The organism is Nonomuraea gerenzanensis (genome assembly GCF_020215645.1).
Taxonomy (GTDB): Bacteria; Actinomycetota; Actinomycetes; order Streptosporangiales; family Streptosporangiaceae; genus Nonomuraea; species Nonomuraea gerenzanensis.
The window spans coordinates 5,041,378-5,068,237 of sequence record NZ_CP084058.1 but is presented as its reverse complement, the minus strand read 5'-3'; the positions used below and the strand labels follow the sequence as shown (position 1 = coordinate 5,068,237).

Sequence of the window (26,860 nt, the reverse complement as noted above, 5' to 3'; positions counted from 1 at the left end):
GGGGGCGCCGAGCCCACCCCCTGGAGTGTCGCCATGCACGTCTTACGGAACAGCGCTGCCTTCCTTGCCCTCATGACGACCACGCTCATGCTCTCCGGTTGCGCCGGCTCCAGCCTCGACCAGGCCGGCGGCGGCCAGACCGGCGGTGCCGTGAAGATCGGTCTGCTGGTGCCCCTGTCGGGCGTCTACGCGCCGCTGGGCGAGGACATGCGCAACGGCTTCCAGCTCTATCTCGGCCAGCACGGTGGCAAGCTCGGTGGCCGTACCGCCGAGGTGGTCAGCGCCGACGAGGGTGAGGGGCCGCAGACGGGCGTGCCCGCCGCGCAGAAGCTGGTGACGCAGGACCAGGTGACCGCGGTGGTCGGGGTGGTCAACTCGGCCACCGCACTGGGCCTGCGGGACTTCTTTCACGAGTCGAGGAAGCCGCTGGTGGTGGCCAACGCGGGCGCCGACGACATCACCGGCGCCCGCAAGTCCGCGTACGTCTGGCGCACCAGCTTCGCCAACGGCAAGGTCTCGGCCCCGCTGGGCCCCGCCGTGGCCGAGGAGGTCAAGGGCGGCGTCTACCTGATCGCCGCCGACTACGCCGCCGGCCGGGAGATGATCGCCGGGTTCCGCAGGACGTTCGAGGCGGCGGGCGGCAGGATCGCCGGGGAGAAGTACACCCCCTTCGGCAAGACCCAGGACTTCCAGCCCTTCCTGTCGGCGATCCGCGGCTCCGGCGCGAAGGCCGTCTACGCCTTCTACGCCGGCGCCGAGGCCGTCAGCTTCGTCAAGCAGTACCAGGAGTTCGGGCTGGCCGAGAGCACCCCGCTGTACGGCACCGGGTTCCTGACCGAGGGCGGCGTGCTCGACGCCCAGGGGGAGGCCGCCGCCGGGGTGAAGACGTCGCTGCACTACTCCGCGGAGCTGGACACCCCGCGCAACAAGGAGTTCGTGGACGCCTACCGCAAGGCCTACGACGAGGCCCCCACGGTGTACGCCGTGCAGGCCTACGACGCCGCCACGGTCCTGGACAAGGCGCTGGCCGGCGCGCCCGGCGGCACCGGGGAGGAGCTGGTCGAGGCGCTCGGCTCGGTGGGGACCGTGGACAGCCCGCGCGGCCAGTGGAGCTTCGGCGCCGACCAGGACGCCCAGCAGAAGTACTACCTGCGCGAGGTCCGCTCCAGCGGCGGCGCCATGGTCAACGCCGTCGTCAGCGAGCTGGGCTGATGGCCACCTACCTGGTGAGCATGCTCAACGGGCTGGCGATGGGCGCGTTGCTGTTCGCCATCGCGCTGGGGCTGTCGCTGGTGTTCGGCATGATGGACGTGCTCAACCTGGCCCACGGCGCCGTCTACCTGGTGGGCGCGTACGTCGCGGTGGCGCTGGTCGCCGACGGCGGCGGCGCGCTGACCTTCGTGGCGGCGGTGCTGCTCGCCGCCGGGGCGGGCGCCGTGCTCGGCACCGTCCTGGCGGGCCTGTCCCGGGCCACGCCCCGCCACCTCGACCAGGCGCTGCTCACGCTCGGCGTCTCGCTCGTCGTTGCCGAGGCGCTGTCGATGGCCTTCGGCGACGACGTGCACTCCATCACCGCGCCCGCCCCGGTGGCGGGCGGCGTGACCGTGCTCGGCCAGACCTACCCGCTCTACCGGCTGCTGGTGATCGGCTTCGGCGTGCTGCTGGCCGTGGGCGTGCATGTGCTGGTCGAGCGGAGCCGGCTGGGCTCGCTGATCCGCGCGACGGTCGCCGACCGGGGCATGGTGTCGGCGCTGGGCGTCAACACGGGCAGGGTGCTGACCGGGGTGTTCGCGGCGGGGGCAGGGCTCGCGGCGGTCGGCGGCGTGCTGGCCGGGCCCATCCTGGGCGCCGCGCCGGGGCTGGACGAGAAGGTGCTGCTGCTGGCGCTGGTCGTGGTGGTCGTCGGCGGCCTGGGCTCGGTGCGCGGCGCGCTGCTCGGCGCGGTGCTGATCGGGCAGGTGCAGGCCCTCGGCACCACGCTGCTGCCGGAGTACGCCTCCTTCCTCATCTTCGGGGCGATGGGCCTGGTGCTGCTGCTGCGCCCGGCGGGCCTGCTGCCCGCGCGGACGGCGGTGCACGCGTGAAGGTCGCCCACGAGAGCCCCGCCGCCGCGGCCGACCGGCCCCCGTCGGCGCCCCGGCGCGGCGCGGTCAGGCCGCTGGCGGGCGCGGCGGTGCTCCTGCTGCTGACGGCCGCGCCGCTGGTGCTGAGCGCCTACCCGATCTCCACCATGACGCGGATCCTGGCCTTCGCCGTGCTGGTGCTCAGCGTGGACCTGCTGACCGGCGTCACCGGGCTGCCCACACTCGGGCAGGCCGCCTACTTCGGGGCCGGCGCCTACACCGCGGCCCTGGTCGGCATCCACCTCACCCCGGACGCGGCCGTGCAGGCGCTGGCCGGGCTGGCCGCCGGGCTGGTCACCGCCGCGCTCACCGGCTGGGTCGCCGTCCGGGCGCGCGGCATCGTCTTCCTGATGCTGACGCTCGCGATCGGCGAGACGGCGCACCAGGTGGCCGACACCTGGCCGGCCGTCGGCGCCGGCAACGGCCTGGCCGGCATGCCGGCGATCACGCTGTTCGGCGGCCCGCCCCTGCTGGCCGCCGGGTACGTCTACTGGTGGGTGCTGGTGGTGGCGGTCGCGGTGTACGCGGCGGTGGCGCTCGTCGTGCGCTCGCCGTACGGCAGGACGTTGCGCGGCATCCGCGACAACGAGCCGCGCATGCGGGCGCTCGGCTACCGGCCCGCGCTCGCCAGGTACGGCGTGTTCTGCCTGGCCGGCGCCGTCGCGGGGGTGGGCGGGGCGCTGTGGGCGGCGCACGCCCGGTTCGTCTCGCCCGCGGATCTCGGCTTCGAGGTGGCGGCGCTCGCGCTGCTCAGCGTGGTCATCGGCGGCGGGGGCAGCCTGTGGGGCCCCTGCCTGGGCGCGGCCCTGGTGCTGCTCGTGCGCGACAACCTGCCGGCCTCCATCGGCGGGCACGGCCCGCTGGTGCTGGGGCTGGTGTTCGTGGCCGTGGTCTTCCTGCTCCCCCGGGGTCTGGCGGGACTGCGCCGGGCTCCCATGACGCCTCTGCTGGAGCTGCGCGGCCGGAAGGAGCGGCGCCCATGACGCCCCTGCTGGAGCTGCGCCGCCGGAAGGAGCGGCGCCCATGACGCCCTTGCTGGAGCTGCGCGGCCTGACCCGCGCCTACGGCTCGCTCAAGGCCGTGGACGGCGTGGATCTGACGGTGCTGCCGGGCGAGCGGCACGCCCTGATCGGGCCGAACGGGGCCGGCAAGTCGACGTTGTTCGCCACCGTGGCGGGGACGCTGGCCGCCACGTCGGGGGCCGTGCTGTTCGGCGGGCACGACATCACCGGCCTGCCCGAGCCCGAGCGGGCCCGGCGCGGCCTGCTGCGCACCTACCAGCACTCCAGCGTCTTCCTCGACTGCTCGGTGCTGGACAACGTCGCGCTCGCCGTCCAGCGGGTGCACCGGGTGGCGCACCGGCTCGACAGGGCAGCCTGGCGCTTCCGCCGTACCGAGGCCGAGGCCCGCCGCCACCTGGAGTCCGTCGGGCTGGCCGACCGGGCGGGCGACCGGGCCGCCGCCCTGTCCCACGGCGAGCGCAGGCAGCTTGAAGTGGCGATGGTGCTGGCCGCCGAGCCCGCCCTGGTCATGTTCGACGAGCCCACGGCCGGCATGTCCGCCGCCGAGACCGAGCGCTTCGCCGGCCTGGTCGAGCGGCTGCCGGACAGCCTGACCCTGCTCATCGTGGAGCACGACCTGGACGTGGTGTTCCGCCTGGCCGACCGCGTCACCGTGCTGCACCTGGGCCGCGTCCTGGCCTCCGGGACGCCCGCGCGGATCAGGGCCGACGACGCGGTGCGGGCCGCCTACCTCGGCTCGGCCAGGACCGACGACCTGTTCACCGGAGGCTCCTGATGACCGACCTGCTCGCCGTGCGGGACCTGCGCGCCGGCTACGCGGGCACCACGGTGCTCGACGGCGTCGATCTCGTGGTGGCCGCCGGTGCCGTCGTGGCGCTGCTCGGCCGTAACGGGGCGGGCAAGAGCACGTTCGTGCACACCGTGATGGGGCTGCTCAAGCCGTACGCGGGCAGCGTCCGCGTGGGCGGGCGGGAGCTCGCCGGCGCGCCCGCCCACGCCGTCGCCCGCAGCGGCGTGGCGATCGTGCCGCAGGGCCGCCGCGTGTTCGCGCCGCTCACCGTGGCGGAGAACCTGAGCCTGGCGGCCGGGCGCACGGCACGGAGCTGGACGGTGGAGCGGGTCTACGAGCTGATGCCCGGGCTGGCCGAACGCCGCGCCCACCGCGGCGACCAGCTCTCCGGCGGTGAGCAGCAGATGCTGGCCATCGGCCGGGCGCTGCTGCGCGACCCGCGCCTGCTGCTGCTGGACGAGCCGTCCGACGGCCTCGCACCCGCCGTCGTGGAGCAGGTCGCCGCCGTGCTGGAAGGGCTGCGCGGCGAGGGCATCGCGGCCGTGCTCGTGGAGCAGGACCTGCACCTGGCCTTTCGGCTGGCGGACGAGGTGGCGGTCATGCAGAAGGGCCGGATCGTGCACCGCAGCCCGGTCGCCGAGTTCCGGGCCGATCGGGCCCGCGCGCACGCCCTGCTCGGCGTCGGCTGATCGCACCGCCTCTCGCACCGCCTCACGCACCGCTGATCGCACCGCCGATCGCACCGCCTCTCGCACCGCCTCCAGAGGTGCGGCGCCACCGCCGTTAAGCTGATTGACTTAGATCGGCAGCACCCACACCTCTGGAGGTCACGTGACCGTCGAGCAGGCTCCGCACTACCCGTTCGCCAACCCCGGCGCGCTCGAACCGCCCCACGAGTGGGCCGAGCTGCGCGACGGCTGCCCGATCGCGCCGGTCCGGCTGGCCAGCGGCGACCGGGCGCTGCTGCTCACCCGCTACGACGACGTCAAGCAGGTCCTGTCCGACCCGCGCTTCACCCGGCAGCTCGACGCGCCGGACGCCGCCCGGGTGACCGCCAACGAGTCGGGCGGCGTGTTCGGCAGCGGCGGCAGCAGCATGAGCGGCGAGGAGCACCGCGCCTGGCGGCAGCTCGTCGGCAAGGCGTTCACCGCCAAGCGGGTCATGGCGATGCAGCCCAGGATCGAGGCCATGGCGGTGCGGCTGGTCGAGGGGATGGTGGCCGAGGGGGCGCCCGCCGACCTGGTGAGCGCCGTGGGCTTCCCGCTGCCGGTGTGGGCGATCTGCGACCTGCTCGGGGTGCCGGACTCCGACCGGGAGAAGTTCGCGTACTGGTCGGACACCATGCTGAGCATGACCAGGTACGCCCAGGAGGAGATCGACGCCGCCCAGGCCGAGTTCGACGGCTACCTCGTCGCGCTCGTCGAGGGCAAGAAGGCCGCGCCGGGCGACGACCTGATCAGCGAGCTGCTGGCGATGGTCGAGGGCCTGGACGGGCGGCTGACCGAGCAGCTCATGCTGGGCACGGCCAAGGGGTTGCTGGTGGCCGGGCACGAGACCACCGCGAACATGATCGGCAAGATGGTGTCGATGTTGCTGGCCGACCGCGGCCGGTGGGAGGCGCTGCTGGCCGACCGGGCGCTGATCCGCCCGGCGGTGGAGGAGGCGCTGCGCTTCGACGCCAACCCGGGCTTCGGCATGCCGCGTTACCTCAGCGAGGAGGTGGAGGTGGGCGGCGAGAGGCTGCCGGGTGGCACGACCGTGATCTGCAGCATGGCCTCGGCCAACCGCGACGAGCGGCAGTTCGAGCAGGCCGGCGAGATGCGGCTGGACCGCTCGCCGAACCCGCACGTGGCCTTCGGCGCCGGCCCGCACTCCTGCATCGGCCAGTCGCTGGCCCGCACCGAGCTGCAGACCGTGCTCAAGGTGCTGCTCGACGAGCTGCCCACGCTGGAGCTGGCGGTCCCGGCCGGCGAGCTGCGGCGCCGCGAGGGCCTGATCGTCGGCGGGCTGGAGCGGGTCCCCGTCCGGTGGTGAGCCGCCGCCCCCGCCGCCTCCGTCGCACCCGTCGCACCCGCCGCCTCATGCCCGGGCAGGTCAGCCGGGCGGGGCGGTGGAGCGGCGGGCCACCAGCGTGGGCGTGACCGAGAAGCGCACGGCCGCCGTCCGGCCGCCGATGCGTTCGAGCAGCAGGCGGCCCGCGGTCTTGCCCATGATGGCGCCGTCCTGGTCGACGGTGGTCAGCGAGATGTGGGCCAGGCGGCTCATCCGGGCGTTGTCGTAGCCGGCCACGGAGATGTCGCCGGGCACCGTGAGCCCGGCCTCGTGGATGGCCGCGAGCACGCCGAAGGCCGCCTGGTCGGCGCCGGCGAAGATGGCGGTGGGGCGCGGGTCGCGGGCCAGCAACTCGCGGGCTCCGTCGTAGCCGCCCTCCTCGGTGTAGGAGGTGGCCGCCAGCGCCAGGTGCTCGGCCAGGCCGTGCTCGGTCATCACCTGCTCGTACGTCCTGGCCCTGATGGCCTGCAACAGGACGGCGGAGCGGCCCGGCACCGTGTCCTTCTGGGTGATGTGCGCGATGCGGCGGTGCCCGAGCCCGATGAGGTGCTCGACCACCAGCTGGGCGCCCAGCTCGTCGTCGTCGAGCACGCAGTCGTACAGCGCCGAGCGGTCGTGGCGGCCGAGCACCACCAGGGGCGTGTTCCTGGCCACCTCTTCGAGCTGCCGCCTGGAGCCGACGGGGGCGACGGAGAGGATGCCGTCCACCTGCCGGTCCATCAGCGCGTCGATGGCCCGGCGCTCCGCGGTGGCGTCCAGGTCGCCGCTCTGCACCATGATCGCCTGGTAGCCGCTGCCGGAGATCTCCTCGGTGAGGCCGTCGACGATGTCGGAGAAGAACGGGTTCCTGATGTGCGGGAGCTGCACGCCGATGGTGAACGTGCGCCCGCGCATGGCCCGCGCCGCGTTGTGCGGGCGGTAGCCCAGCTCGTCGATGGCGGCCTGCACCTTCTCGCGCATGGCCTCGCTGACGCCGTAGGCGTTGCGCAGCACCTTCGACACCGCCGTGGTGGACACCTGGGCGTGACGGGCGACGTCGGTGATCGTCACTCTCGCCTGCCGGCCTCGCGTCTCCATCTGCCGCCTCTCCTCGGACCCCGACGTCCGCCCGATTGTACGAGCCAGCCGCATCGTACGCGATGGGTAACGTTACCCAGGCTTCCCGTCGAAGCTTCGGTAAGCCACCTCTTGACATTGGTAACGATCGAAAAGCGTTCCCCAAGCGACCCCTTGACGCTCCGCTAGGTAACGCCTACGTTAACTCGCATCGGGGGACGCTTAAAACGTTTCAACGAACCCGGAGGGGCGTCGTGAAAACCTCGCACCGCATGACGGGAGCGGTCCTGGCCGTTCTCGCGATGGCGGCCCTGAGCTCGTGCGGATCAAGCTCGGGCGCCGGCTCGGAGCCCGCCGCCGACGGCTCGGTCACCTTGAAGTTCCTCATCGACAACAGCCAGGCCACCGTGGACACCGCCAAGGCGCTCACGGAGGCCTTCATGAAGGCCAACCCCACGATCACCATCGAGACCGAGACGCGGCCAGGAGGCAGCGAGGGCGACAACATCATCAAGACCCGGCTCTCGACGGGCGACATGTCGGATGTGTTCTGGTACAACTCCGGCTCGCTGCTGCAGGCGCTCAACCCGGCGCAGACCCTGGTCGACCTGACCGGCGACCCGGTGCTGGCCAACGTGCAGAAGGACTTCCTGCCCGTGGTGAGCCAGGACGGCAAGGCGTACGGCGTGCCGGGCGGCACCGCCATGGGCGGCGGCATTCTCTACAACCGCAAGGTCTACGAGCAGCTCAAGCTGGAGGTGCCGAAGACCTGGGCCAACTTCATGGCCAACAACGAAAAGATCAAGGCGGCCGGCATCGCGCCGGTGATCGGCACGTTCAAGGACACCTGGACCTCGCAGCTCTTCGTCCTCGGCGACTACTACAACGTGCAGGCCGCCGCGCCGGACTTCGCCCAGAAGTACACGGCCAACCAGGCCAAGTTCGCCACCACCCCGGCCGCCAAGGCGGGCTTCGACCACCTGGCGGAGGTGCACGCCAAGGGCTTCATGCAGGAGGGCTTCGGCTCGGCCACCAACGACCAGGGCATGAAGATGCTGGTGGAGGGCAAGGGCGCGCACTACCCGATGCTGAGCGCCCAGCTTCCGCCGCTGGTCTCCACCCTGCCGCAGGCGGCCACCGACGTGGGCTTCTTCGGCATCCCGGGCACCGACGCGGCCAAGAACGGCGCGACCATCTGGGAGCCGGCCGGCATCTACATCGCCAGGACCACCGAGAACCTGGACGCGGCCAAGAAGTTCCTGGCCTTCGTGGCCTCACCGGCGGGCGCCGAGGCCACCAACGCGGTCGTCCAGCCCGCCGGTCCGTACCGGATCGCGGGCGCCAAACTGCCCGAGGACGCCATCCAGGTGGCCAAGGACCTCCAGGTGTACGTGGACGAGGGCCGCACGGCCCCGGCGCTGGAGTTCGTCTCGCCGGTCAAGGGCCCGTCGCTGGAGCAGATCACCGTCGCCGTCGGCTCCGGGCTGACGCCGCCCGCCGAGGGGGCCGCCCAGTACGACAAGGACGTGGAGAAGCAGGCCAAGCAGCTGGGGCTCGCGGGGTGGTGACCAAGCAGGAAACCGGGCCCCGCACGGGGCCCGGCCCGGCACCGGGGCACGCCCGTCCGAGCGTCAGGCGCAAGTCGGCCTACCCCTACGCGCTGTACCTGCCGGCCGGGATCGTCTTCCTGGTGATCTTCCTGGTGCCGACGGTGATGGCGTTCTACTTCGCGCTCACCCGCTGGACCCTGTTCGACAGCGAGTTCGTCGGCCTGCAGAACTTCCAGGACTTCCTGGCCGAGCAGAACCTGCGCATCGGCTTCCAGAACACCATCGTCTACGCGGTCGTCACGTCCGGCCTCAAGGTCGTGCTCGGGCTGCTGCTCGGCGTGCTGCTCACCTCGAAGCTACGGCTGCGCGGGTTCCTGCGCTCGGTGGTGTTCTTCCCGACGCTGGTCTCCACGGTCGCGGTCGGCATCACCTTCGCCATGCTGCTCAAGCCGCAGACCGGCCTGGTCAACCAGGCGCTGGCGCTGGTCGGCGTGGACGGCCGCGACTGGCTCGGCGACGCCACCACCGCGCTGCTGTCGGTGGCGCTGGTGGACGTGTGGAAGGGCGTGGGCCTGGCCACCGTGATCTACATCGCCGGCATCATGTCGATCCCGCAGGAGTACTACCAGGCCGTGGCCGTGGACGGGGGCGGCGCCTGGCACCGCTTCCGGCACGTCACGCTGCCGCTGAGCTGGCCGGCCACCTACTCGGTGATCATCCTGTCGTTCATCGGCGGCCTGCGCTCCTTCGACCTGATCTGGACGATGACCCGCGGCGGCCCCGGCTTCACCAGCGACACCATCGCCTCGATCATCTACAAGCAGTACCAGGCCGGCTTCTTCGGCCTGTCCACGGCCGGGAACGTGATCCTCTTCCTCGTCGTCACGGCCATCGCCGTGCCGCTCAACTACTACCTCGGCAAGAGGCAGGTGGCCGCATGAGAACGTTGAAGAGGTTCGGCGCCGAGTCGGTCGCGTTCGTCCTGGCCACCGCGATCTTCCTGGTGCCGTTCGCGCTCATGCTGCTGACCGCGGTCAAGGACCCGAAGCAGGCCATCGACCTGGACTTCGCCTGGCCGACGAGCTGGCCGGTGGTGGAGAACCTCGTGGCCGTCGTGGAGGCGCGCGACTACGTGCTGCTGCGTGCCTACGTCAACAGCACGATCATCACCGTCGCCTCCGTGGCGCTGCTCGTCGTCTTCGCCGCCATGGCCGCCTTCGTCCTGCAGCGCCGCCCCGGCAAGGTCGCCAGGCTGGCCGACTTCCTGGTGCTGTCGGGGCTGATCATCCCGCCCGCGGTGGTGCCGACCATCTGGCTGCTGCAGGCGCTCGGGCTGTTCAAGACGCTGCCCGGGATGATCCTGGCCGAGGTCGCCTTCAACCTGTCGTTCGCGATGTTGCTGTTCCGCGCGTTCATCGCGGCCATCCCGCGCGAGCTGGACGAGGCCGCTCAGATCGACGGCTGCAGCGGCCTGCGGCTGTTCTTCCGGGTGATCTTCCCGCTGCTGCGGCCGGTCACCATCACGGTCATCCTGGTCAGCTCGGTCAACATCTTCAACGACTTCGTCAACCCGCTCTACCTGCTGCCCGGCGACGACAACGCCACCGTGCAGGTCACGCTCTACAACTTCCAGAGCCAGTACAACACCCAGTGGAACCTGCTGTTCATGGACATCGTCCTGATCATGATCCCGCCGCTGGTGCTGTTCGTCTTCTTCAACCGCAAGATCGTCGCCGGCATGACCGCCGGCGCCGTCAAGGGCTAAGGAGTATCTTGCTCAACGTCACCGCGCCCGCCTTCGAGCACCACCGCGAGCCGCTCGGCATCGGCGAAAGCGCGCCCCGCCTGTCCTGGACCGTCACCACCGACACCGCCGGCTGGACCCAGGCCGCCTACGAGATCGAGCTCGGCGACGGCACCACCACCGGCGTCGTCGAGTCGGCCGAGTCGGTGCTCGTCCCGTGGCCGGGCACGCCGCTGGGCTCGCGTGAGCGGCGTGGCGCGCGGGTGCGCGTGCACGGCGCCGACGGCTCGGCCAGCGACTGGAGCCCGTGGTCGCACGTGGAGGCCGGCCTGCTGGACCCGGCCGACTGGCGGGCCTCGGCCGCCGCGCCGTCGCCGGAGCTGCTGGGCGTGCCCGACGGCCCCGCGCTGCTGCTGCGCCGCGACTTCACCGTGCGCGGCCCCGTCGCGCGGGCCCGCCTGTACGTCACCGCGCACGGCACCTTCGAGGCCGAGCTGAACGGCCAGGTCATCGGCGAGGAGGTGCTCGCCCCCGGCTGGACCAGCTACCACCACCGCCTGCGCTACCGCACCCACGACGTCACCGACCTGCTGAGCCAGGGCGCCAACACGATCGGCGCCACCCTCGCCGACGGCTGGTACCGCGGCCGGGTCGGCTTCCTCGGCGGCAAGACCGACATCTACGGCGACCGCACCGCGCTCATCGCCCAGCTGGAGATCACCTACGAGGACGGCAGCACCGACCTGGTCGTCACCGACGAGCACTGGCGCTGCGGCACCGGCCCCGTCACCTCCGCCAGCCTGTACGACGGCGAGAAGTACGACGCCCGCCTGCACCCGGCCGGCTGGTCGAGCCCCGGCTTCGACGACTCGGCCTGGTCGCCCGCCGACGCGCTCACCCACGACCCGGCGCTGCTGGTCGCCCCGACCGGCCCGCCCGTCCGCCGCACGCAGACGCTGCCCCCGAAGCAGGTGCTGACCGGCCCGAACGGCGAGACGATCCTCGACTTCGGCCAGAACCTCGTCGGCCGCCTGCGCATCCGCGTCCAGGGCCCGGCCGGGCACACCGTGACCCTGCGCCACGCCGAGGTGCTGGAGAACGGCGCCCTGGCCATCCGCCCGCTGCGCCACGCCGCCGCGCTCGACCAGTACACGCTGCGCGGCGACGCCGAGCCGGAGACCTACGAGCCGCGCTTCACCACCCACGGCTTCCGCTACGCCCAGATCGACGGCTGCGACCCGGCGGACGTGGTGGCGGTGGTCTGCCACACCGACATGCGGCCGATCGGCACGTTCGAGTGCTCCGACCCGCTGCTGAACCGGCTGCACGACAACGTCGTCTGGAGCATGCGCGGCAACTACGTCGATCTGCCCACCGACTGCCCGCAGCGCGACGAGCGGCTCGGCTGGACCGGCGACATCCAGGTCTTCGCCCCCGCCGCCGCGTTCCTCTACGACTGCGCGGGCCCCCTGTCGTCGTGGCTGGCCGACCTGGCCGCCGAGCAGGCGGCGGTGGGCACGGTGCCGCACTACGTGCCGTGGGTGCCGCTGGTGTTCGGCGTCTCCCCCACCGCGGCCTGGGGCGACGCCGCCGTGCTGGTGCCGTGGGTGCTCTACCAGCGCACCGGCGACCTCGGCCTGCTGCGCTCCCAGTACGCCAGCATGACCGCGTGGGTGGACCAGGTGGCGTCGCTGACCAGGGACCACCTGTGGGACCAGGGCTTCCAGTTCGGCGACTGGCTCGACCCCGCCGCTCCCCCGGACGACCCCGGCAAGGCCCGCACCGACCACGCGCTCGTCGCCACCGCCTACCACGCCTGGTCGGCCCGCGTCGTGGCCGACACGGCCGCGCTGCTCGGCCACCCGGCCGACGCCGCCCGCTACGCCGCCCTGGCCGAGGACGTGCGCGCAGCCTTCCGCCGCGAGTTCGTCACCCCGTCGGGGCGGCTGACCTGCGACACGCAGACCGCCTACGCCCTGGCGCTGACGGTGGATCTGCTGGACGGGCCCGGGCAGCGCGAGCGTGCCGGACGGCGGCTGGTCGAGCTGGTCGCCGCCGACGACCACCGCATCGGCACCGGCTTCGTGGGCACCCCGCTCATCTGCGACGCGCTGTGCTCCGTCGGTGCGTACGACACCGCGTACCGGTTGCTGACCCAGCGCGGGTGCCCGTCGTGGCTGTATCCGGTGACGATGGGCGCCACCACGATCTGGGAGCGCTGGGACAGCATGTTGCCCGACGGCTCCGTCAACCCGGGCGAGATGACCTCGTTCAACCACTACGCGCTCGGCGCCGTCGCCGACTGGATGCACCGCACGGTCGCCGGGCTGGCCCCGGCCGAGCCCGGCTACCGCAGGATCGCCGTCCGCCCCCGGCCCGGCGGCGGCCTCACCTCCGCCCACGCCACCCACCTCACCCCGTACGGCGAGGCCGAGGTGTCCTGGCAGCGCGACGGGGACCGGCTGACGGTCACCGTCCGTGTCCCGCAGAACACGACCGCCCTCGTCGAGCTGCCCGGCGAGCCCGCCGTCGAGACCGGCCCCGGACGGCACGTCTTCCACTGCTCCGTCTGACCCCCCGAGGAGTGCCCATGCGGTTGTTACGCCTGGTCTACGACCTGGCGTTCGAGGTGACGCCGGGCGGCAGCTCGCGCCCGGCGGCGTCATGTGCTCCCACAACCCGGTGGGCGGCGTCCACGCGTGCGAGAACCCGATGCTGAAGGAGGTGCTGAAGGACGGGTTCGACGGTTACGTGATGTCCGGCTTCGGGTGCCGATGACCTTCCCCAGGGACCTGGCCGACCTGCCGACCCGCACGCCCGGGCAGTACCCGGGCGTGTTCGCCGACGGCTCCACCACACGCCCGCCCGGCGACAGGACCAGCATCCGCCAGGTGAACTACACCTACGAGGGCCTGCGGCTCGACCGGCACGGCGACGGGTTCACCGCGCGCTTCCGCGTCAGGAACACCGGCAGCCGGGCGGGCACCGAGACCGCCCGGCTCTACGTGACGCTGCCGGGGCGCGGCGCGGCCGAGCCGGGCAAGCGGCTGGCCGGGTCCGAGCGGGTCACGCTCAGGCCGGGGCAGGCACGCACGGTCGGGGTGGAGGTCGAGGTGGAGGTCGACGCGGACTCCGCCGACCATCCGCTGTCGGTCTGGGACAGCCGGGCCGATCGTCGGGCGACCGTGCCGGGCACGTACCGGGTCCAGGTCGGCCGGTCCTCGCGGGACCTGCCGCTGAGCGCGGCCGTGCGGCTGTCGTAGCGCGGGGGATCAGCCCTGCGGCGGCAGCCGGAGCGCGATGACGGCGATGTCGTCCAGGCCGGTGGTGGGCAGCCCGCTGAGCAACTGGTCGCAGAACTTGTCCACGGGCTGGCCAGCGAGCGGCTCCGCCATCCGGCGCAGCCGCTCCAGGCCCTGGTCGAGATGCTCGCCGGGGCGCTCGACGAGGCCGTCGGTGTAGAGCAGGAGCGTGCTGCCCGGCGGTAGCACGCGCACCCGCGAGAGGCGGCCCTCGCGGTGGGGCACGCCGAGCAGCGGGCTGACCGCCTCGTCCAGGAAGTGGCCCCGGCCGTCCGCGCTGACGAGCAGCGGCGGCGGGTGGCCGGCCGTCGCATAGTGCAGCCGGTGGCCGGCGCCGTGCGCCTCCACCCGGGCGTACACGCACGTGGCGGTGACCTCGCCCGACAGCGACTCCATCGCGACGTTCAGCCGGGTGAGGATCTCGCCCGGCGGCTCGCGGCGGTCCATGGCCAGGGCACGCAGCATGTTGCGCAGCTGGCTCATCGCCACGGCGGCGTTCAGGTCGTGGCCGGCCACGTCGCCGATGACGAGCACCGGCACGCCGTCGGGCAGCACGAAGGAGTCGTACCAGTCGCCGCCCACCTCCGCCGCCGACGGGCTGGCCCGGTAGCGGGCGACGATCTGCATGCCGGGCACCTGGGGCGGCTCGGCGAGCAGGCTGTACTGCAGGGCCAGCGCGATCTGCTGGGCGCGCTGGAAGCGGATGGCCCTGCTCAGCGCGTCGTGGGCGTTCTCGAACATGCGGTTCAGCAGGCTGATGTCGGCCCGCCTGAGCGCCGGGCGGCTGCCGCACGTCACCACGCAGACCACCGCGGGCACCGTCCCGTCGACCACGACGGGGAGCAGCAGCACGCCGTTGGCGTCGTTGGCCTCCAGCCACGGCCGCGTGCCCCTGGGCACGAGGTCCGGCGGCGGCGAGCCGGTGGGGAACGTCTTGAGCAGGGGCCGCCGGTGCCGTACGACCGTGGCGAAGGCGTTGCCCGCCGGGAGCCGTTCCTCGCTGTAGGGCGGCAGCCGCACCAGGCCGGAGCGCGCCGCGGTGGCCAGCCGCTCGACGACGTACGGGGTGGAGTCGTCCCCCTGGTCGATGAGGTCGGTGACGAGGTAGACCCCGCAGCCGTCGCCCAGCTCCGGCACGATCACGTCGGCCAGCGCGCCGAGCATCTCCTCCAGGCTGCGCAGCTGTGCCGTGGCGATGGCCGCCCGGTCCAGCAGGCGCTGGCGCCGTTGCTCCTGCCACTGCTGCTCGACGTCGATGGAGGAGCCCACCCACTCCACCACCTCGCCGTCCTCGCAGATCGGCACCGCCCGGAGCTGGAAGTGGCGGTAGCCGCCCGCGGCGGTGCGCAGCCGGTAGACGTGCTCCCACAGCTCGGTGGCCCGGCCGACCGCCCTGGCCCAGGACCGCACCGTGGCGGGGCGGTCGTCGGGGTGCACCGTGCGCAGCCAGCCCTGGCCGCGGTAGGCCTCCCACGGCTGCCCGGTGATGCGCTCCCAGCTCGGGCTCGGCTCGGAGACGTACCCGTCCCGGCTGGTCACCCAGACGATGTCGGCGCTGACCCGGATCAGGCTCTCGTAGCGCCGCAGGATGCGGCGGCGCTCCTCGGCCAGGGCCGTCACCCGGCGCGCGGTCGTGGTCTGCTCGGTCACCTCCGTCACCACCGCGAGCACGCCGTGGTCGCCGGGGCCGAACACGACCCGAGAGAGGCTGCGGGTGAAGTACCGCTCCCTGTCTCCCCGCCTGCCCTTCCTGGACGGCTCCGGCTCCGCCGCGGTCACGACCGGCTCGCCGGTGGCGTAGACGTGGTCGAACTGCCGGCGGTAGTGCCGGCGCACGAAGCCGGCGAACGCCTCCTCCAGTGGCACCCGGCCGCTGGGGTCGCTGAACTGCGACCGGTACATGGCGTTGGTGTAGACGAGCCGGTGGTCGGGGCCGCGCGTCACCGCCACCCCTACCGGCGCCGGGTCCAGCGTCTCGAACGCCAGGCCGCTCTCCCCGTCCTGGCCAACAGCACCCATGGTGACCTCCCCCGAGGGCCACGAACACCGTTGCCCTACCCGGTCACGGGCCTGCGAGAACGCTCCGGCGCCCGGCGAATGTCAGGCGGGGGCCGCCTGCCCGCCCAGCAGGTGGCGGCGGACCACGCCGAGGATCTCGTCCGACAGCTCGTCACCGGCGCAGGCCCGCGCCAGCATCAGCGCCCCCACCATGGCCGACAGCTCGACGATCACCGTCTCCTCGTCCGCGCCCTCGTCGAGCTGCCGCATCGCCCCGATCAGCTCCCGCAGGCCGTCGGTGAACGCCCGGCGGAGCGGATCGCCGGGCTCCGTCCGGGCGGCGTCCACCGCCAGGGACGCGCCGGGGCAGCCGAGGGCGGCGTTGTCGCGATGCGACGCCGACAGGTAGCCGCTCAGGAAGGCGGCCCTGGCGGTGGTCCCGGCGTCGTCACCGGCGTCGGCGGTGTCGGCGGTGTCGGCGGTGTCGGCGCCGGCAACGTCGCCGGTGTCGGCGCCGGCGTCAGCGGCGAGGTCGTCCAGGGCCCTGACCCGTTCGGCGAACGCGGCGGAACACGCCTGTGCGATCAGGTCGTCCTTGGAGGCGAAGTGGCGGTAGAAGCCGCCGTGGGTCAGCCCCGCCGCCGCCATCGCCTGAGGGACGCTCACGTTGCCCGCGCCGTGGGCGCGCACCAGCTTCGCCGCGGCCTCGATCACCTGCGCGCGATGCCGCTCGGCGTCGGCCCTGGATGCTCTGGGCATGTCGTCGGCCCTTCCTTCGTGCTATAGATGATGCTCATAATCTATTCTAGCGGAAGGAGACCTCCATGGTCGCGATCAGCGATGCGGTGGCGCTCGTGACGGGTGGCCAGCGCGGCCTGGGCAAGGCGATCGCCGAGGCGCTGCTGGCACGCGGAGCGGCGAGGGTCTACGTGACGGCCCGCGAGCCCGTGCCCGCGGACGACCCCCGGATCAGGCCCGTCCCCCTCGACGTCACCGACCCCGAAGCGGTCTCGGCCCTCGCCGGCCAGGCCACCGACGTGACCATCGTCGTCAACAACGCGGGCGTGCTGCTCCCCTCGCCCCTGCTGACGGGGGATCTGGCCGACATGGTGGCGACGTTCGACACCAACGTGTTCGGGGCGCTGCGCGTGGCCCGCGCCTTCGCCCCGATCCTGGCGGCGAACGGCGGCGGCGCGCTCGTCGACATGCACTCGGTGCTGTCCTGGGGGGCCGGCACCGCGGCCTACGGCGCCTCGAAGGCCGCCCTGTGGTCGATCACGAACTCCCTGCGCGTCGAGCTCGCGCCGCAGGGCACGCAGGTCGTCGGCGTGCACCTCGGCTTCGCCGACACCGACATGGTGGCGGCCGTCAGCGCCCCGAAGCTCTCCCCCGCCGAGGTGGCCGCGGCGGTGCTGGACGGCGTCGAGCACGGCGACAGCGAGGTCCTCGTGGACGAGGTCAGCAGGCGGATGAAGGCGGCGCTGGCCGGGCCGGTCGAGGGCCTGACCGTGTCCATCGGAAGCTGAAGGGGCGAGCGGATGCCGCTGTGGCAGGTCTACCATCCCCCGGGCGCCTACTCCGACGAGCAGAAGCGCTCGTTCGCCGAGGAGGCCACCGGCTTCTACGCCCGGTTCGGGCTGCCGAGGTTCTACGTCGTGACGCTCTTCCACGAGGTGGCGCCTGCGTCGTTCCTGGTCGGCGGCAGGCCGTCCGGCGACACCGTGCGGGTCGTGATCGAGCACATCGCCCGTCACGCCGAGGACCCCGGCCTGCGCGAGCGCATGACCGGGGCGCTCGGCCGCCTGCTGGCCCGGCACACGCAGGAGCGCGGGCTGCACTGCGAGTTCCACGTGGACGAGACGCCGCGCGACCTGTGGATGATCGACGGGCTGGCGCCGCCGGCCACGGGCAGCGAGGCGGAGCGGCTCTGGGCCCGCGAGAACCGGCCCGTGCCCTACGGCTGAGGCCGGTCGTTCTGTCGTCCGCTGCTGCTATAGATGCCACCATCTGATCTTTCACGGAAGCGGGATGTATCGATGGCATCAGTGACGTTACGCGACGAGAGCGCGACCGGCCGGGCGCTGGACGAGCTCTCCCTGCCCGGTCTGCCCGAGCGGATCTCGGCCCGCGAGCTGGTACGGCTGCGCGTGCGCGAGGAGGTGGCCCGGCACAACGCCTCCCCCTCGCACCACTTCCGCGGCCTGGTCAAGCCGACCGACGCCGAGGCCGACCTGAACGGCTACCGGATGCGGACCGCGCGCCGGCTGGACTGGGAGAAGCAGGCCGACGCCGCCGAGGCCGCCTTCGCCCGCAACGGGTTCCTGCTGCTGGTCGGCGACCGGCAGATCGAGGACCTCGACACCGAGATCGACCTGATCGCCGATCCCGTGGTCTCCTTCGTCAAGCTCGTCCCGCTGGTCGGCGGCTGAGGTGAGCGAGCTGTCCCCGCTCGCGCGGCGCCTGTTCTCCCTGCTCACCGGGGATGCCGACGACCCGACGCACTGGCCGGAGGCGCCCCGGCTGAGCGTCGGGCTGGTCGGGCTGGGCGACGGCACGCCGGTGCGGGCCGGCGTCGGCGCGGCCAGGGAGCGGTTCGCGCTCAGCGAGCACGCCAGGCAGCGGCTGGTCGAGCCGGCCCGCGAGCTGGTCGGGTTCCTGGGGGTGGACACCTCGGGCTACCTGCCGGTGGTGGCGGGGCTGGCGGGCATGGACGCCGAGGTGCGCGCCACGCTCGGGGCGGCGCTGGCGCCGATCGCCGTCGCCGAGCTGGACCTGGTGCTCGGCTGGGACGTGGAGCTGCGGGCGCTGTTCGCCGAGGCGGCGCGGGAGCCGCGGCCCGGCGTGGCCGAGTGGCTCGACGGGCTGCCCGGTTACCCGGGCTTCGCCCGTACGGCGCTGGAGACGGCGCGGGCCCGCGTCGTGGCGATCCACGCGGGCGAGCTGGCCTACCAGGCGGACCGGGCGTTCGACGAGGAGGAGAAGACGGCGCTCGGCCGGGCGGTGCGGGTGGCGCTGCTGCGCGACGAGCCCTGGCTGCCCGAGCTGCTGGACGAGCTGGTGCCCGGCCTCGCGGTGGCGCCCACCCAGGCCAGGACGCTGCCGTCCCAGGGGCTGCTGTTCGAGATCGCGCGCGCGGCGGAGGAGTACCCGACGCCCGAGGTGATCTCCGCGCTGCGCGCCGCCCGCCGCGTCACCCGGCACGCCAAGGTGCCCGTCCGGCTCGATCAGGCGTTCAAGCGCATGGAGCCCGCTCTGGCGAACCGGCTGGAGGTGGCGTTCAGGCTGCCCGACGGGCGGGTGCGGGAGGTCGTCGGCGAGCACACGGCGGTGATCTCGACCGACGGCAAGGTGGAGCTGTCGTGGTGGCACGGCGACAGGAGGCTGAAGTCGGTCCCCGCGGCCGTCAAGCGGGAGCACCCGGAGGAGGTGAAGCGGCTGCGCGAGCTGGCCAAACGGACCGCGCAGCGGCAGGCGACGCTGGCCAGGGCGCTGGAGGCCGCCTACACCAGCGCGACGCCCCCGCCTTACCGGCAGCTCGCGGAGCATCCGATCGCCTCGCGGCTGATCTGGGAGTTCGAGATCTCGCCGGGCCTCTGGCGCGCCGAGCTGGGGATGAACGTGCCCGGCGGGCCGGTGCGGCTCTGGCACCCGGCCCGCGCGCGGGTCGAGGAGGTGCGCGCCTGGCGGGAGGAGGTGCAGGGCAAGGAGCTGCGCCAGCCGTTCAAGCAGGCCTTCCGCGAGGTCTACCTGCTCACGCCCGCCGAGGAGGCGGCCGGGGCCTCCTCCAGCCGGTTCGAGGGGCACGTGGTCGACTACCGCAGGCTGCGCGCGCTGCTCAACGAGCGCGGCTGGCGGGCCCCGTTCCTGGGGCGGTGGGAGGCGCAGGGCCCCGCGTACCGGGTCATGGCGGGCGGGCGGTGGCGGGCGGTGCTGGGGCACCACCTGTACGACGATCACCACGCGGAGATCGGGCAGGTCCGCTTCGAGCGGGCGGCCGAGGGCACGTGGCGGCAGGCGGCGCTGGCGGAGGTCCCTCCGCTGGTGTTCAGCGAGGCCATGCGGGACGTGGACCTGTTCGTGGGCGTCGCCTCGATCACGGCCGACCCGCTGTGGCCCGAGTACGGGCCGGACGGGCTGATGGACCGCTGGCGGGCGGGCTCCTCGGCGCCGCTCCAGCCGTCGGCGGAGGTGCGCCGCGACGCGCTGTCCCGGCTGATCGGGCGCACGGCCATCGCCGGCCGGTGCACGCTCACCGGCCGGTTCCTGGTGGTGCGGGGCGACCTGCGCACGTACAAGATCCATCTGGGGTCGGCGAACGTCCTGATGGAGCCCGACGACGCCTACCTGTGCGTGGTGTCCGCGCGCGATCCGCACGCGGCGCCGTTCCTCCCGTTCGAGGAGGACGGCCGGCTGGCGCTCATCCTCAGCAAGGCGTTCCTGCTGGCGAACGACACCGCCATCACCGACCCCTCCATCACCCGCCAGCTACGGGGCTGAGCGGGCGGCCCGGCGGCGGCGCCGCCGGGCCGGGGTCGTCGCGTCAGACCCGCTTCCACAGGGCGGGCACGTTCGGCGGCTCCCAGCCGGTGAGCGCCGTGTGCGGCTGCGTGCACTCGTAGGTCGATCCGTTGTACGTCACCCGGTCGCCCGCGCGGTAGGCCGTGCCCGCGCGCCAGGTGCCGCCGGGCTGGGTGACGGTCGGGGTCGGCGTCGGGGTGGGGGTCGGCGTCGTCGGGGTCGGGGTCGGGGTCGGGGTTGGGGTGGGCGTCGGCGTGGAGGGGTTGCCGCCGCCGAAGTCCACGTCCGAGCAGGTGTAGAACGCCTCGTTGCTGCCGACCACGCGCTGCCAGATCGAGTAGAGGATGTGGCGGCCGGAGCGCTGCGGCAGGTTGATGGTCCAGTTGGTGAACGTCGTCGGGTTCTGCCCGTTGAACGTCTTGATGTGGACCAGGTCGGACCACTTGAGGGGCATGGTCGGGTTCCAGCCCTCGCGGGTGATGTAGAACTCGAAGTTGCTGTTCGCGTGCGGGGCGGTGGCGTGGTAGGTCAGCGTGAAGCTGCCGGGGCTCACCTTGGTCGCCGGCCAGTCGGCGCGCTGCAGGTCGAGGCCGCGGTACTTCTCCCGCCCCGCGCTGCAGAGCTTGCCGTCGGGGATGAGCTCGCGGTGCCGCCCGCCCGCCTCCAGGAGCGAGACCTCGTTCCAGTCGTAGTACGCCTGCGTGCCACCGGCGGCCACGGCGGCCTTGCACGCGGCGGACTTCGGCGACTCCGGGCCCTCGTTCTTGCAGACGTAGACCCGGCTGGGCGGGTTGGACATGGTGCCGTGGGCGTTGGCCGCGGACGCGGGCAGCAGGGCCAGCACTCCGGAGGCTGCCACCGCTGCGGCGATCGTGCTCTTGCGCATCTCGTACTCCTGGGGGTGGGAGGAGTTCGTACGGGCTGAGACAGAATTAAAAAGGAAACCTTACTAAGAATTAGCTGTTTCGGACGGCTTCCGCAAGCGGTTTGGGGCAGAAGGTGTCCCCGTCGTTCCGGCTCGCCCCCGGGATGGGCTGTTACCTGGCAGGTGCCCGGTTCCCCCACTTCCACGAGACCGACGGACTCCGGCCATGGCGTTCTTCGGACGGGCACCCGAGTGTGCGGCGATCGACGGCCATGCTGGCCTACGTCGTCCGGTCCGCGGCCGGCCGCATGCTCGTCCTTCAGGCCGGCGGCGTGCGCGCGGAAGGCGATGTGCCGTTCGCCGCCCTGACGCGGTTGCTCGGCGCGATCCCCCTGGACAAGGCCGAGCTCGCGCCGCCGCAGCGGGTGGCCCTGCGGCGGCGCCGGCCGTGGACGAGGCGCCCACCGGGCTCGACCGCCTCACCACGGGTCTGGGCGTGCTCAACGTCCTGTCGGACCTGGCGGCGGAGCGGCCGGCCCTGGTGCTGCTCGACGACATGCAGGGGAGGGACGCCGAGTCGGTGCAGGCACTGGTGTTCGCCGCCTCACGCGGACAGGAGGCCGAGTGCCGCCGTCACGTCGAGCTGGTACGGCAGCAGGTTTCGGTCTCGGGAGCCCATTTCCAGGGGGCGCCCGAGCCGGCCGAGGCCTACGTCCAGCGCGGCAGGCACGCCGACGCGCGAGCCGTGATGTTCGACGGCCTCGAGGCGAGCGACGCCGGCAGGTGGGCCGAGGGGTTGCGGAAGGTCAACGCCGTCTGCCGCATCCGGCTGGGCTGAGGCGGGAGGCAGCGGGACGTCAGCACGGCAGCGGCGCACGCAGCAGGGGCTCGGCGGCGGTGCGCAGCTCGGCGCTGAACGGCGCGGGGCGCAGGGTGGCCGGGTCCAGGTTGACGTTGACGCGGTAGCCGTCGGCGTGCACCACCGAGCGGTCCGCCGACAGCACCCGGAAACCGTAGACGCCGCTGGTGCGCCCCATCCGCTCCATCCAGAAGTGCACCACCGGCTCGCCCGCCTCCATGATCGGCGCGTGGTAGGTCACCTTGAACTCGCGCACGGCCAGCAACACGTCCTTGAACGCCGACCGGCCCGGATCGGCCGACCAGCCGAGCCGCTGCCAGTAGGCGCCGATCGCCCGCTCGACCAGCAGGGCGTAGCGGGAGTTGTGCAGCAGCCCCATGGCGTCGAGGTCGTCGAAATGCACCTGGACCGGCTCGTACACGCCGTCTTCCGCCATGGTCAGTCCTCCGGGAGCAGGGTCGGGTCGGGGCAGAGGGCACGCAGGCGCTGCAGGACGGCGCGGCGGGCGTGGGTGAGGGAGTGCGCGCCGTCGTGCAGGCGGGAGTGAATGATCACCATCTCGCCGAGCGCGTCGATCTCGTAGGCGAGCTGCGCGGGGTCGGTCCCCTCCGCCAGCTCGCCCAGCGTGATCGCCTCCGTCACCTGACGCTGGATGAACGCCTGCCACTCGGCCGCCGCCTGGGCCACGCGGTCGCGTACCGGCCCCGGGCGGTCGTCGAACTCGGCCTGCACGGTGAAGAAGAAGCACCCGCCGGGCAGCACGCCGTCGCTGTAGAACTTCAGGCGCGCCTCGTGCAGCGCGAACAGCCGCCGCACGCCGGCGGGGGCCCGCAACGCGGGCGCCACCACGTGCTCGGTCCACTGGCGGGTGGCCCAGCCCACGGCATCGAGCTGCAACTGCTCCTTGCCGGCCCAGTGGGCGAAGAACCCGGACTTGCTCAGGCCGGTCGCGGTCGCCAGCCGTCCCAGGGAGAGCCCGTCCAGCCCCTCGACGGAGGCCAGGCCGACCGCCTGCTCCAAGATCGCCTCGCGGCTGCGCATCCCGCGCAGCCGCCGGCCGTCGTTCGTCATGCGCCGCAATCTATACGAACGACCGGTCGTTTTTCAAAGTGACCCGGTGTCACGCTCGGGAACATGGGTGCGAACGGCTCGTCAGGACCCCCGTGGCTACGCCTTGCCGCACGGGACCTCGAACGGCTCGCCAGGGCCGACCAGCTCGCGCCAGTCCTCGGCCGACAGGCTGCCCTGCGCCCGCGCACACACCCGCGCGAGCGCCCGTTCCCCCGTCAACGGCAGATCCTCGTACGTGCCGTCGTGCCCCACCACCCGCAGGTCGCCGGAGGGCAGGAAGGCCAGGCGCGGCTCGGGGTCGTCGAGCCCTTGCCCGTACCGGACGGTGGCGGCCGTCCTGGGCTCGCCGCGCTGCCGGCCGGTGGCCAGGTCCACGAGGGTGACGCGGTGGTCGTGACTGATCACCAGCGTGCTGCCGTCGGGCGAGAACGCGGCGTCCAGCACGTCCCCCGGCATCCTGAACACCTGCCCGGCCGGCTGCCACGTCCCGGTGTCCCAGAGGGCGACCCCCCTGCTTCCGTACGGTGAGACGGCCCGGCGGCCGGTGGGGTCGAAGACCATCCAGGAGCCGGCCATGGTCCCCGGGCCCTGCGCCCTGGGCAGCGCCTTGCGGGTGGTCAGGTCGATGACGTCGATGCCCGAGGGGTCGCCGGTGGTCAGGTACCTGCCGTCGGGGCTGAAGGACAGCGCGCCCGCGTGGATGCCGCTCAGCCTCGTGACCCTGCGCGGGTCGGCGACCTCGGCGATGAGCAGGCTGCCCTGGCCGAAATAGTCGTTCGGGGCGGTGGCGGACAGGGCGAGCAGCCGGCCGTCCGGGCTGAAGGACAGCGTGTGGCCCCAGTCGTTGTCGATGGCGTCCGGGATCGAGCCCAGCTTGCGGCCGGTCGCCGTGTCGATCAGGGTCAGCGGGATCCCCCGGTCGGTGTTGTTGGCCACGGCGGCGGTCCTGCCGTCGGGGCTGAGCGCCGCCATCAGCTCCTCGTCCTCCTCGCCGCCGACCAGGCGGAGGGCGTCCAGGTCGAGCACCTTGCCCCGTTCGGTGAAGCCGTCCCCCGACCAGGTGGCGATCCGGCGTCCGCCGACCGCGAGCACCGTCCCGCCGTCGGCGCTGAGCCGGGGGCCGGCGAACTCCTCCGGCACCGCCCGCGCGGGGGCCGTGTAGCGGGTGAGGTCGTGGACGGTGGCCTGGCCCGCGTCGTCGAGCAGGGTGAGGCTGCGGTTGTCGGCGCTGAAGCGGGGCCGCTCGGCGATGGCGGCCGTGGTGGTGAAGCTCGTCAGGCGGGCGCCGTCCGCCACCCGCGACAGCGTGACCTCGGACGGCGCGCGGGGGGTGCCGAACTCGGGCGGCCCCGCGTAGGTGAGCACGAACCTGCCGTCGGCCGAGAACTCCACCCCACCGGCCGCCGGGAACTCCGGCTCCTCGGGCTTGCCGGTAGCCACGTTCCACAGCCTGGTGCGCTCGTCCTCCAGCAGCGCGACCCGCTTCCCGTCAGGGGTGAAACCGGCGAGCCGGCCGCCGCGCGCGGCGGGCAACCTGGTGGCGCTCGCGGCGCCGTCGGGCGGCGTGCGCGCCTCGGTCCGCCGCGTCGTGGACACCAGGGCGAGCCTGTCGCCCGGCGCCACCTCCACGTCGGACGTGGACGGCTCCCCGATCGGCACCGGCTTCCTGGTCCGCGTGCTCCAGAAGCCCAGCCACGGCCCGCCCCCGTTGGCGGTGGCCTCCAGGTAGCCGCCGCCGGGGCTGAAGCGCAGGCTCTGGGGGTACCTGCCGGTGGCGTCCATGATCTTGCCCTCGCCGATCAGCTCGCCGCGCTTCAGGCTCCACAGCCGGATCCTGCCGTCGGACCCGAGGGCCAGCGTGTCGCCGTCCGGGCTGAGCGCGGTCGTGAACGGGCCCTGCCCCACCCCGCCGAACGCGCGGGTCTGCGCGCCGGTGCGTACGTCATAGGCGTGCACCTGGTCCGCACCCGCGCTGACCAGGACGGATCCGTCCTGGCTGAGGGCGCGGCCGGTGTTGTTCAGGTTCGGGTCCTTGAAGACCAGCCGTTCCGGCCGGGCGAGCGAGCTCAGGACGGCGGCCTCGGCCTCCGGGACGGGCGCGATCCGGTACGCGGCCACGCTGAGCAGCATCGCCTTGGCCGGGTCGTCCTCGCGCATGGCGTCGGCCCGCAGCGCGACGAGCCTGGCCCGCTCCTGGGTCTGCTGGTCGGCCAGGCGGCTCGTGCTGGCCTGGCCCGCCCTGGTCTGCTGCCAGGCGATCACGCCGGCCACCAGCGCGGTCACCAGCAGGACCGCCACGCCGGTCGTCACCAGCCCGGTCCGCCTGCGCCTGGCGTCGGCCCGGGCCTTGGCCGCCGCGACGAACTCCTGCTCCAGCGGGTTCAGCGCCAGGTGGGACGGGAGCGTGGGCACCCAGGTCAGCGCCTCGCGCAGGGCCGTGCCGCGCAGGAGGTCGTCGGGGTTCCTGGCGTGCGCGGCCCAGTGCCGCGCGGCCTCGCCCAGCCTCCGGTGCCGGGCCAGCGCCTCCCTGTCGGCGCCGACCCACTCCTGGAGCCGGGGCCAGGCGCGGAGCAGGGCGGGGCGGGCCAGCGACACCGTGTCGGCGGCTGGTTCCTGGGCTTCCACGTCGCGCTCGCGGGTGATGAGCTGGGCCGCTTCCAGCTCGCCGAGCACGTACGCGGAGCCGTCCGCGCCCTCGGTCAGCTCCTCCAGCCTGGCCCGGCGCGCCTCCTCCTGACCGTCCCGCACGTCCACCAGGCGCAGGAGCAAGCGCTTGGCCAGCTCGCGGGCGGGCGCCCGCAGGGCCGCGTACGCCTGCTCGGCCACCAGCCCGAGCGCCGGTTCGCCGGCGAGCGCGTCCGGCGGCCGGACGGAGGCCGCGGCCTGCGCACCTTCCGCCATCAGCGCACCTTCAGGCATCGCAGCGCCCTCGATCATCGGCGCCCCTCCGGACACCAGCCCTCCCCTGGCCGCCGGCGCATCTTGCGCGGCGCCCCCGAGCAGCCCGGTCAGCAGCGCCTGCGCCGACGGCCGCCGGGCCGGATCCTTGGACAGCGCCTCGGCCACCAGCCCCCGCAGTCCCGGCTGCAGCACCGTCAGATCGGGCTCGTGCGTGAGCAGCCGATGGATCACCGCCACGGTGGTCGGCGCCTCGAACGCGTTCCGCCCGGTGGCCGCGAAGTACACCAGCGCACCCCAAGCGAACACATCAGCCGCGGCATCCGCCCGCCCACCGGAGAACACCTCGGGCGCCATGTACATCGGCGTGCCCGTCAGCTCCCCCGTCGAGGTCATCGACAGCCCAGCGGCCCGCGCGATCCCGAAATCGATCACCCGGGGCCCGTCCGGCCCCAGCAACACGTTCTCCGGCTTGAGGTCGCGATGCACGACCCCGGCCTGGTGGACGGCCACCAGCGCCGTCGCCACCCCGACCGCCAGCCTGTGCAGCTCGTCCCCCGCGAACGGGGCCGCCCGGCGCAGGCTCGGCCCCGCCACGAACTCCGTGACCAGGTAGGGCCGCTCCCCCTCCAGGTCGTGATCGACGATGCGTGCCGTACAGAACGACGCCACCCGCTGCGCAGCCGACACCTCCCGCATGAAACGCCGCCGCAGCACCGAGTCACCGGCGAGGTAGGCGTGCAGCACCTTCACCGCGACCCGGTTGGCCGCCTCGTCGTAGGCCTCGTAGACGACGCCCTGCCCCCCGGCACCCAACTGCCCCGCCAGCCAGTACCGGCCCAGCCGATCCCCGTTCATGCGCCATTAGATGCCGTTCTCGCCTGCTTTGTTGCCCTACGTTCGTCCACGGCCTCCTCAGCGACGAACAGTCCACATTCGACGTCGGCGATGGGCCGGACGGCCGCCCCGGCCTCCCATCGCCCGATGTGGCAGCACGGACCAGGAGGAACAG

The 26,860-nt window shown here is 73.2% G+C and carries 23 protein-coding genes; 16 read left to right on the top strand and 7 right to left on the bottom strand.

Annotated features, from left to right (window positions below):
- Nucleotides 1-72: 72 nt before the first annotated feature.
- The 6 genes from LCN96_RS23770 to LCN96_RS23745 all read left to right on the top strand — a co-directional run bounded on the left by LCN96_RS23770 (nt 73) and on the right by LCN96_RS23745 (nt 5,969).
- Nucleotides 73-1,212 carry an ABC transporter substrate-binding protein gene (locus tag LCN96_RS23770; protein WP_225275082.1) on the top strand — a complete coding sequence of 380 codons (1,140 nt, stop codon included), beginning with the start codon at nt 73-75 and terminating at the stop codon, nt 1,210-1,212.
- Nucleotides 1,212-2,084, top strand: coding sequence for a branched-chain amino acid ABC transporter permease (locus LCN96_RS23765; RefSeq protein WP_225275081.1), 873 nt, complete (start codon nt 1,212-1,214; stop codon nt 2,082-2,084). Before LCN96_RS23770 ends, LCN96_RS23765 begins: the two co-directional genes overlap by 1 nt.
- Nucleotides 2,081-3,106: a branched-chain amino acid ABC transporter permease gene (locus LCN96_RS23760; protein WP_225275080.1), complete on the top strand. Its 1,026-nt coding sequence runs from the start codon at nt 2,081-2,083 to the stop codon at nt 3,104-3,106. The genes LCN96_RS23765 and LCN96_RS23760 overlap by 4 nt, the downstream gene beginning before the upstream one ends.
- Before the next feature lie 40 nt (nt 3,107-3,146).
- Nucleotides 3,147-3,920 (top strand): ABC transporter ATP-binding protein, encoded by a 774-nt coding sequence (locus LCN96_RS23755; protein ID WP_225275079.1) that lies wholly within the window; start codon nt 3,147-3,149, stop codon nt 3,918-3,920.
- Entirely contained in the window at nt 3,920-4,624 is a 705-nt protein-coding gene (locus LCN96_RS23750; RefSeq protein ID WP_225275078.1) for an ABC transporter ATP-binding protein, read from the top strand. Before LCN96_RS23755 ends, LCN96_RS23750 begins: the two co-directional genes overlap by 1 nt.
- Before the next feature lie 142 nt (nt 4,625-4,766).
- Nucleotides 4,767-5,969 carry a cytochrome P450 gene (locus LCN96_RS23745; RefSeq protein WP_225275077.1) on the top strand — a complete coding sequence of 401 codons (1,203 nt, stop codon included), beginning with the start codon at nt 4,767-4,769 and terminating at the stop codon, nt 5,967-5,969.
- Between the two features lie 60 nt (nt 5,970-6,029).
- Here the strand turns inward: LCN96_RS23745 and LCN96_RS23740 are convergent, their stop codons facing one another.
- A complete protein-coding gene (locus tag LCN96_RS23740) occupies nt 6,030-7,064 on the bottom strand; it encodes a LacI family DNA-binding transcriptional regulator (RefSeq protein ID WP_225275076.1) in 1,035 nt (344 codons plus the stop codon).
- A gap of 251 nt (nt 7,065-7,315) precedes the next feature.
- Here LCN96_RS23740 and LCN96_RS23735 point away from each other — a divergent pair, with 251 nt between their 5' ends.
- The 5 genes from LCN96_RS23735 (at nt 7,316) to LCN96_RS23715 (ending at nt 13,600) form a co-directional block, all read left to right on the top strand.
- A complete protein-coding gene (locus tag LCN96_RS23735; protein WP_225275075.1) occupies nt 7,316-8,611 on the top strand; it encodes an ABC transporter substrate-binding protein in 1,296 nt (431 codons plus the stop codon).
- Entirely contained in the window at nt 8,608-9,534 is a 927-nt protein-coding gene (locus LCN96_RS23730; protein ID WP_225275074.1) for a carbohydrate ABC transporter permease, read from the top strand. Before LCN96_RS23735 ends, LCN96_RS23730 begins: the two co-directional genes overlap by 4 nt.
- Nucleotides 9,531-10,358: a carbohydrate ABC transporter permease gene (locus tag LCN96_RS23725; protein ID WP_225275073.1), complete on the top strand. Its 828-nt coding sequence runs from the start codon at nt 9,531-9,533 to the stop codon at nt 10,356-10,358. Before LCN96_RS23730 ends, LCN96_RS23725 begins: the two co-directional genes overlap by 4 nt.
- A gap of 8 nt (nt 10,359-10,366) precedes the next feature.
- The gene (locus LCN96_RS23720) at nt 10,367-12,910 is read left to right on the top strand and encodes a glycoside hydrolase family 78 protein (protein ID WP_225275072.1); all 2,544 of its coding nucleotides are present in this window, start codon (nt 10,367-10,369) and stop codon (nt 12,908-12,910) included.
- Between the two features lie 201 nt (nt 12,911-13,111).
- On the top strand, nt 13,112-13,600 hold the full coding sequence (locus LCN96_RS23715) for a fibronectin type III-like domain-contianing protein (protein WP_225275071.1): 489 nt from the start codon (nt 13,112-13,114) through the stop codon (nt 13,598-13,600).
- 9 nt (nt 13,601-13,609) lie between these two features.
- Here the strand turns inward: LCN96_RS23715 and LCN96_RS23710 are convergent, their stop codons facing one another.
- Together LCN96_RS23710 and LCN96_RS23705 are read right to left on the bottom strand one after the other, a co-directional pair.
- Nucleotides 13,610-15,658 carry a SpoIIE family protein phosphatase gene (locus tag LCN96_RS23710; protein WP_225275070.1) on the bottom strand — a complete coding sequence of 683 codons (2,049 nt, stop codon included), beginning with the start codon at nt 15,656-15,658 and terminating at the stop codon, nt 13,610-13,612.
- 81 nt (nt 15,659-15,739) lie between these two features.
- Nucleotides 15,740-16,396 (bottom strand): TetR/AcrR family transcriptional regulator, encoded by a 657-nt coding sequence (locus LCN96_RS23705; protein ID WP_225275069.1) that lies wholly within the window; start codon nt 16,394-16,396, stop codon nt 15,740-15,742.
- A gap of 65 nt (nt 16,397-16,461) precedes the next feature.
- On the opposite strand from LCN96_RS23705, the gene LCN96_RS23700 reads away from it, so the two are divergent.
- From LCN96_RS23700 to LCN96_RS23685, 4 genes are all read left to right on the top strand, one after another.
- Entirely contained in the window at nt 16,462-17,163 is a 702-nt protein-coding gene (locus LCN96_RS23700) for an SDR family oxidoreductase (protein ID WP_225275068.1), read from the top strand.
- A gap of 12 nt (nt 17,164-17,175) precedes the next feature.
- Nucleotides 17,176-17,601 carry a tautomerase family protein gene (locus tag LCN96_RS23695; protein ID WP_225275067.1) on the top strand — a complete coding sequence of 142 codons (426 nt, stop codon included), beginning with the start codon at nt 17,176-17,178 and terminating at the stop codon, nt 17,599-17,601.
- A 72-nt stretch (nt 17,602-17,673) separates the two neighbouring features.
- A complete protein-coding gene (locus tag LCN96_RS23690; RefSeq protein ID WP_225275066.1) occupies nt 17,674-18,066 on the top strand; it encodes a hypothetical protein in 393 nt (130 codons plus the stop codon).
- 1 nt (nt 18,067) lies between these two features.
- Nucleotides 18,068-20,134, top strand: a complete 2,067-nt coding sequence (locus tag LCN96_RS23685) for a DUF4132 domain-containing protein (RefSeq protein WP_225275065.1) — start codon at nt 18,068-18,070, stop codon at nt 20,132-20,134.
- Between the two features lie 43 nt (nt 20,135-20,177).
- Here the strand turns inward: LCN96_RS23685 and LCN96_RS23680 are convergent, their stop codons facing one another.
- Entirely contained in the window at nt 20,178-21,041 is an 864-nt protein-coding gene (locus LCN96_RS23680; RefSeq protein WP_225275064.1) for a lytic polysaccharide monooxygenase auxiliary activity family 9 protein, read from the bottom strand.
- A gap of 427 nt (nt 21,042-21,468) precedes the next feature.
- Between LCN96_RS23680 and LCN96_RS23675 the strand changes: the two genes are divergently transcribed.
- A complete protein-coding gene (locus LCN96_RS23675; RefSeq protein ID WP_225275063.1) occupies nt 21,469-21,858 on the top strand; it encodes a hypothetical protein in 390 nt (129 codons plus the stop codon).
- Nucleotides 21,859-21,877: 19 nt separating this feature from the next.
- Here the strand turns inward: LCN96_RS23675 and LCN96_RS23670 are convergent, their stop codons facing one another.
- The 3 genes from LCN96_RS23670 to LCN96_RS23660 form a co-directional block, all read right to left on the bottom strand.
- On the bottom strand, nt 21,878-22,315 hold the full coding sequence (locus LCN96_RS23670) for an acyl-CoA thioesterase (protein ID WP_225275062.1): 438 nt from the start codon (nt 22,313-22,315) through the stop codon (nt 21,878-21,880).
- Between the two features lie 2 nt (nt 22,316-22,317).
- Nucleotides 22,318-22,950, bottom strand: a complete 633-nt coding sequence (locus LCN96_RS23665) for a TetR/AcrR family transcriptional regulator (protein ID WP_225275061.1) — start codon at nt 22,948-22,950, stop codon at nt 22,318-22,320.
- Nucleotides 22,951-23,046: 96 nt separating this feature from the next.
- Nucleotides 23,047-26,706, bottom strand: coding sequence for a WD40 repeat domain-containing serine/threonine-protein kinase (locus LCN96_RS23660; protein WP_225275060.1), 3,660 nt, complete (start codon nt 26,704-26,706; stop codon nt 23,047-23,049).
- Between the last annotated feature and the right edge of the window lie 154 nt (nt 26,707-26,860).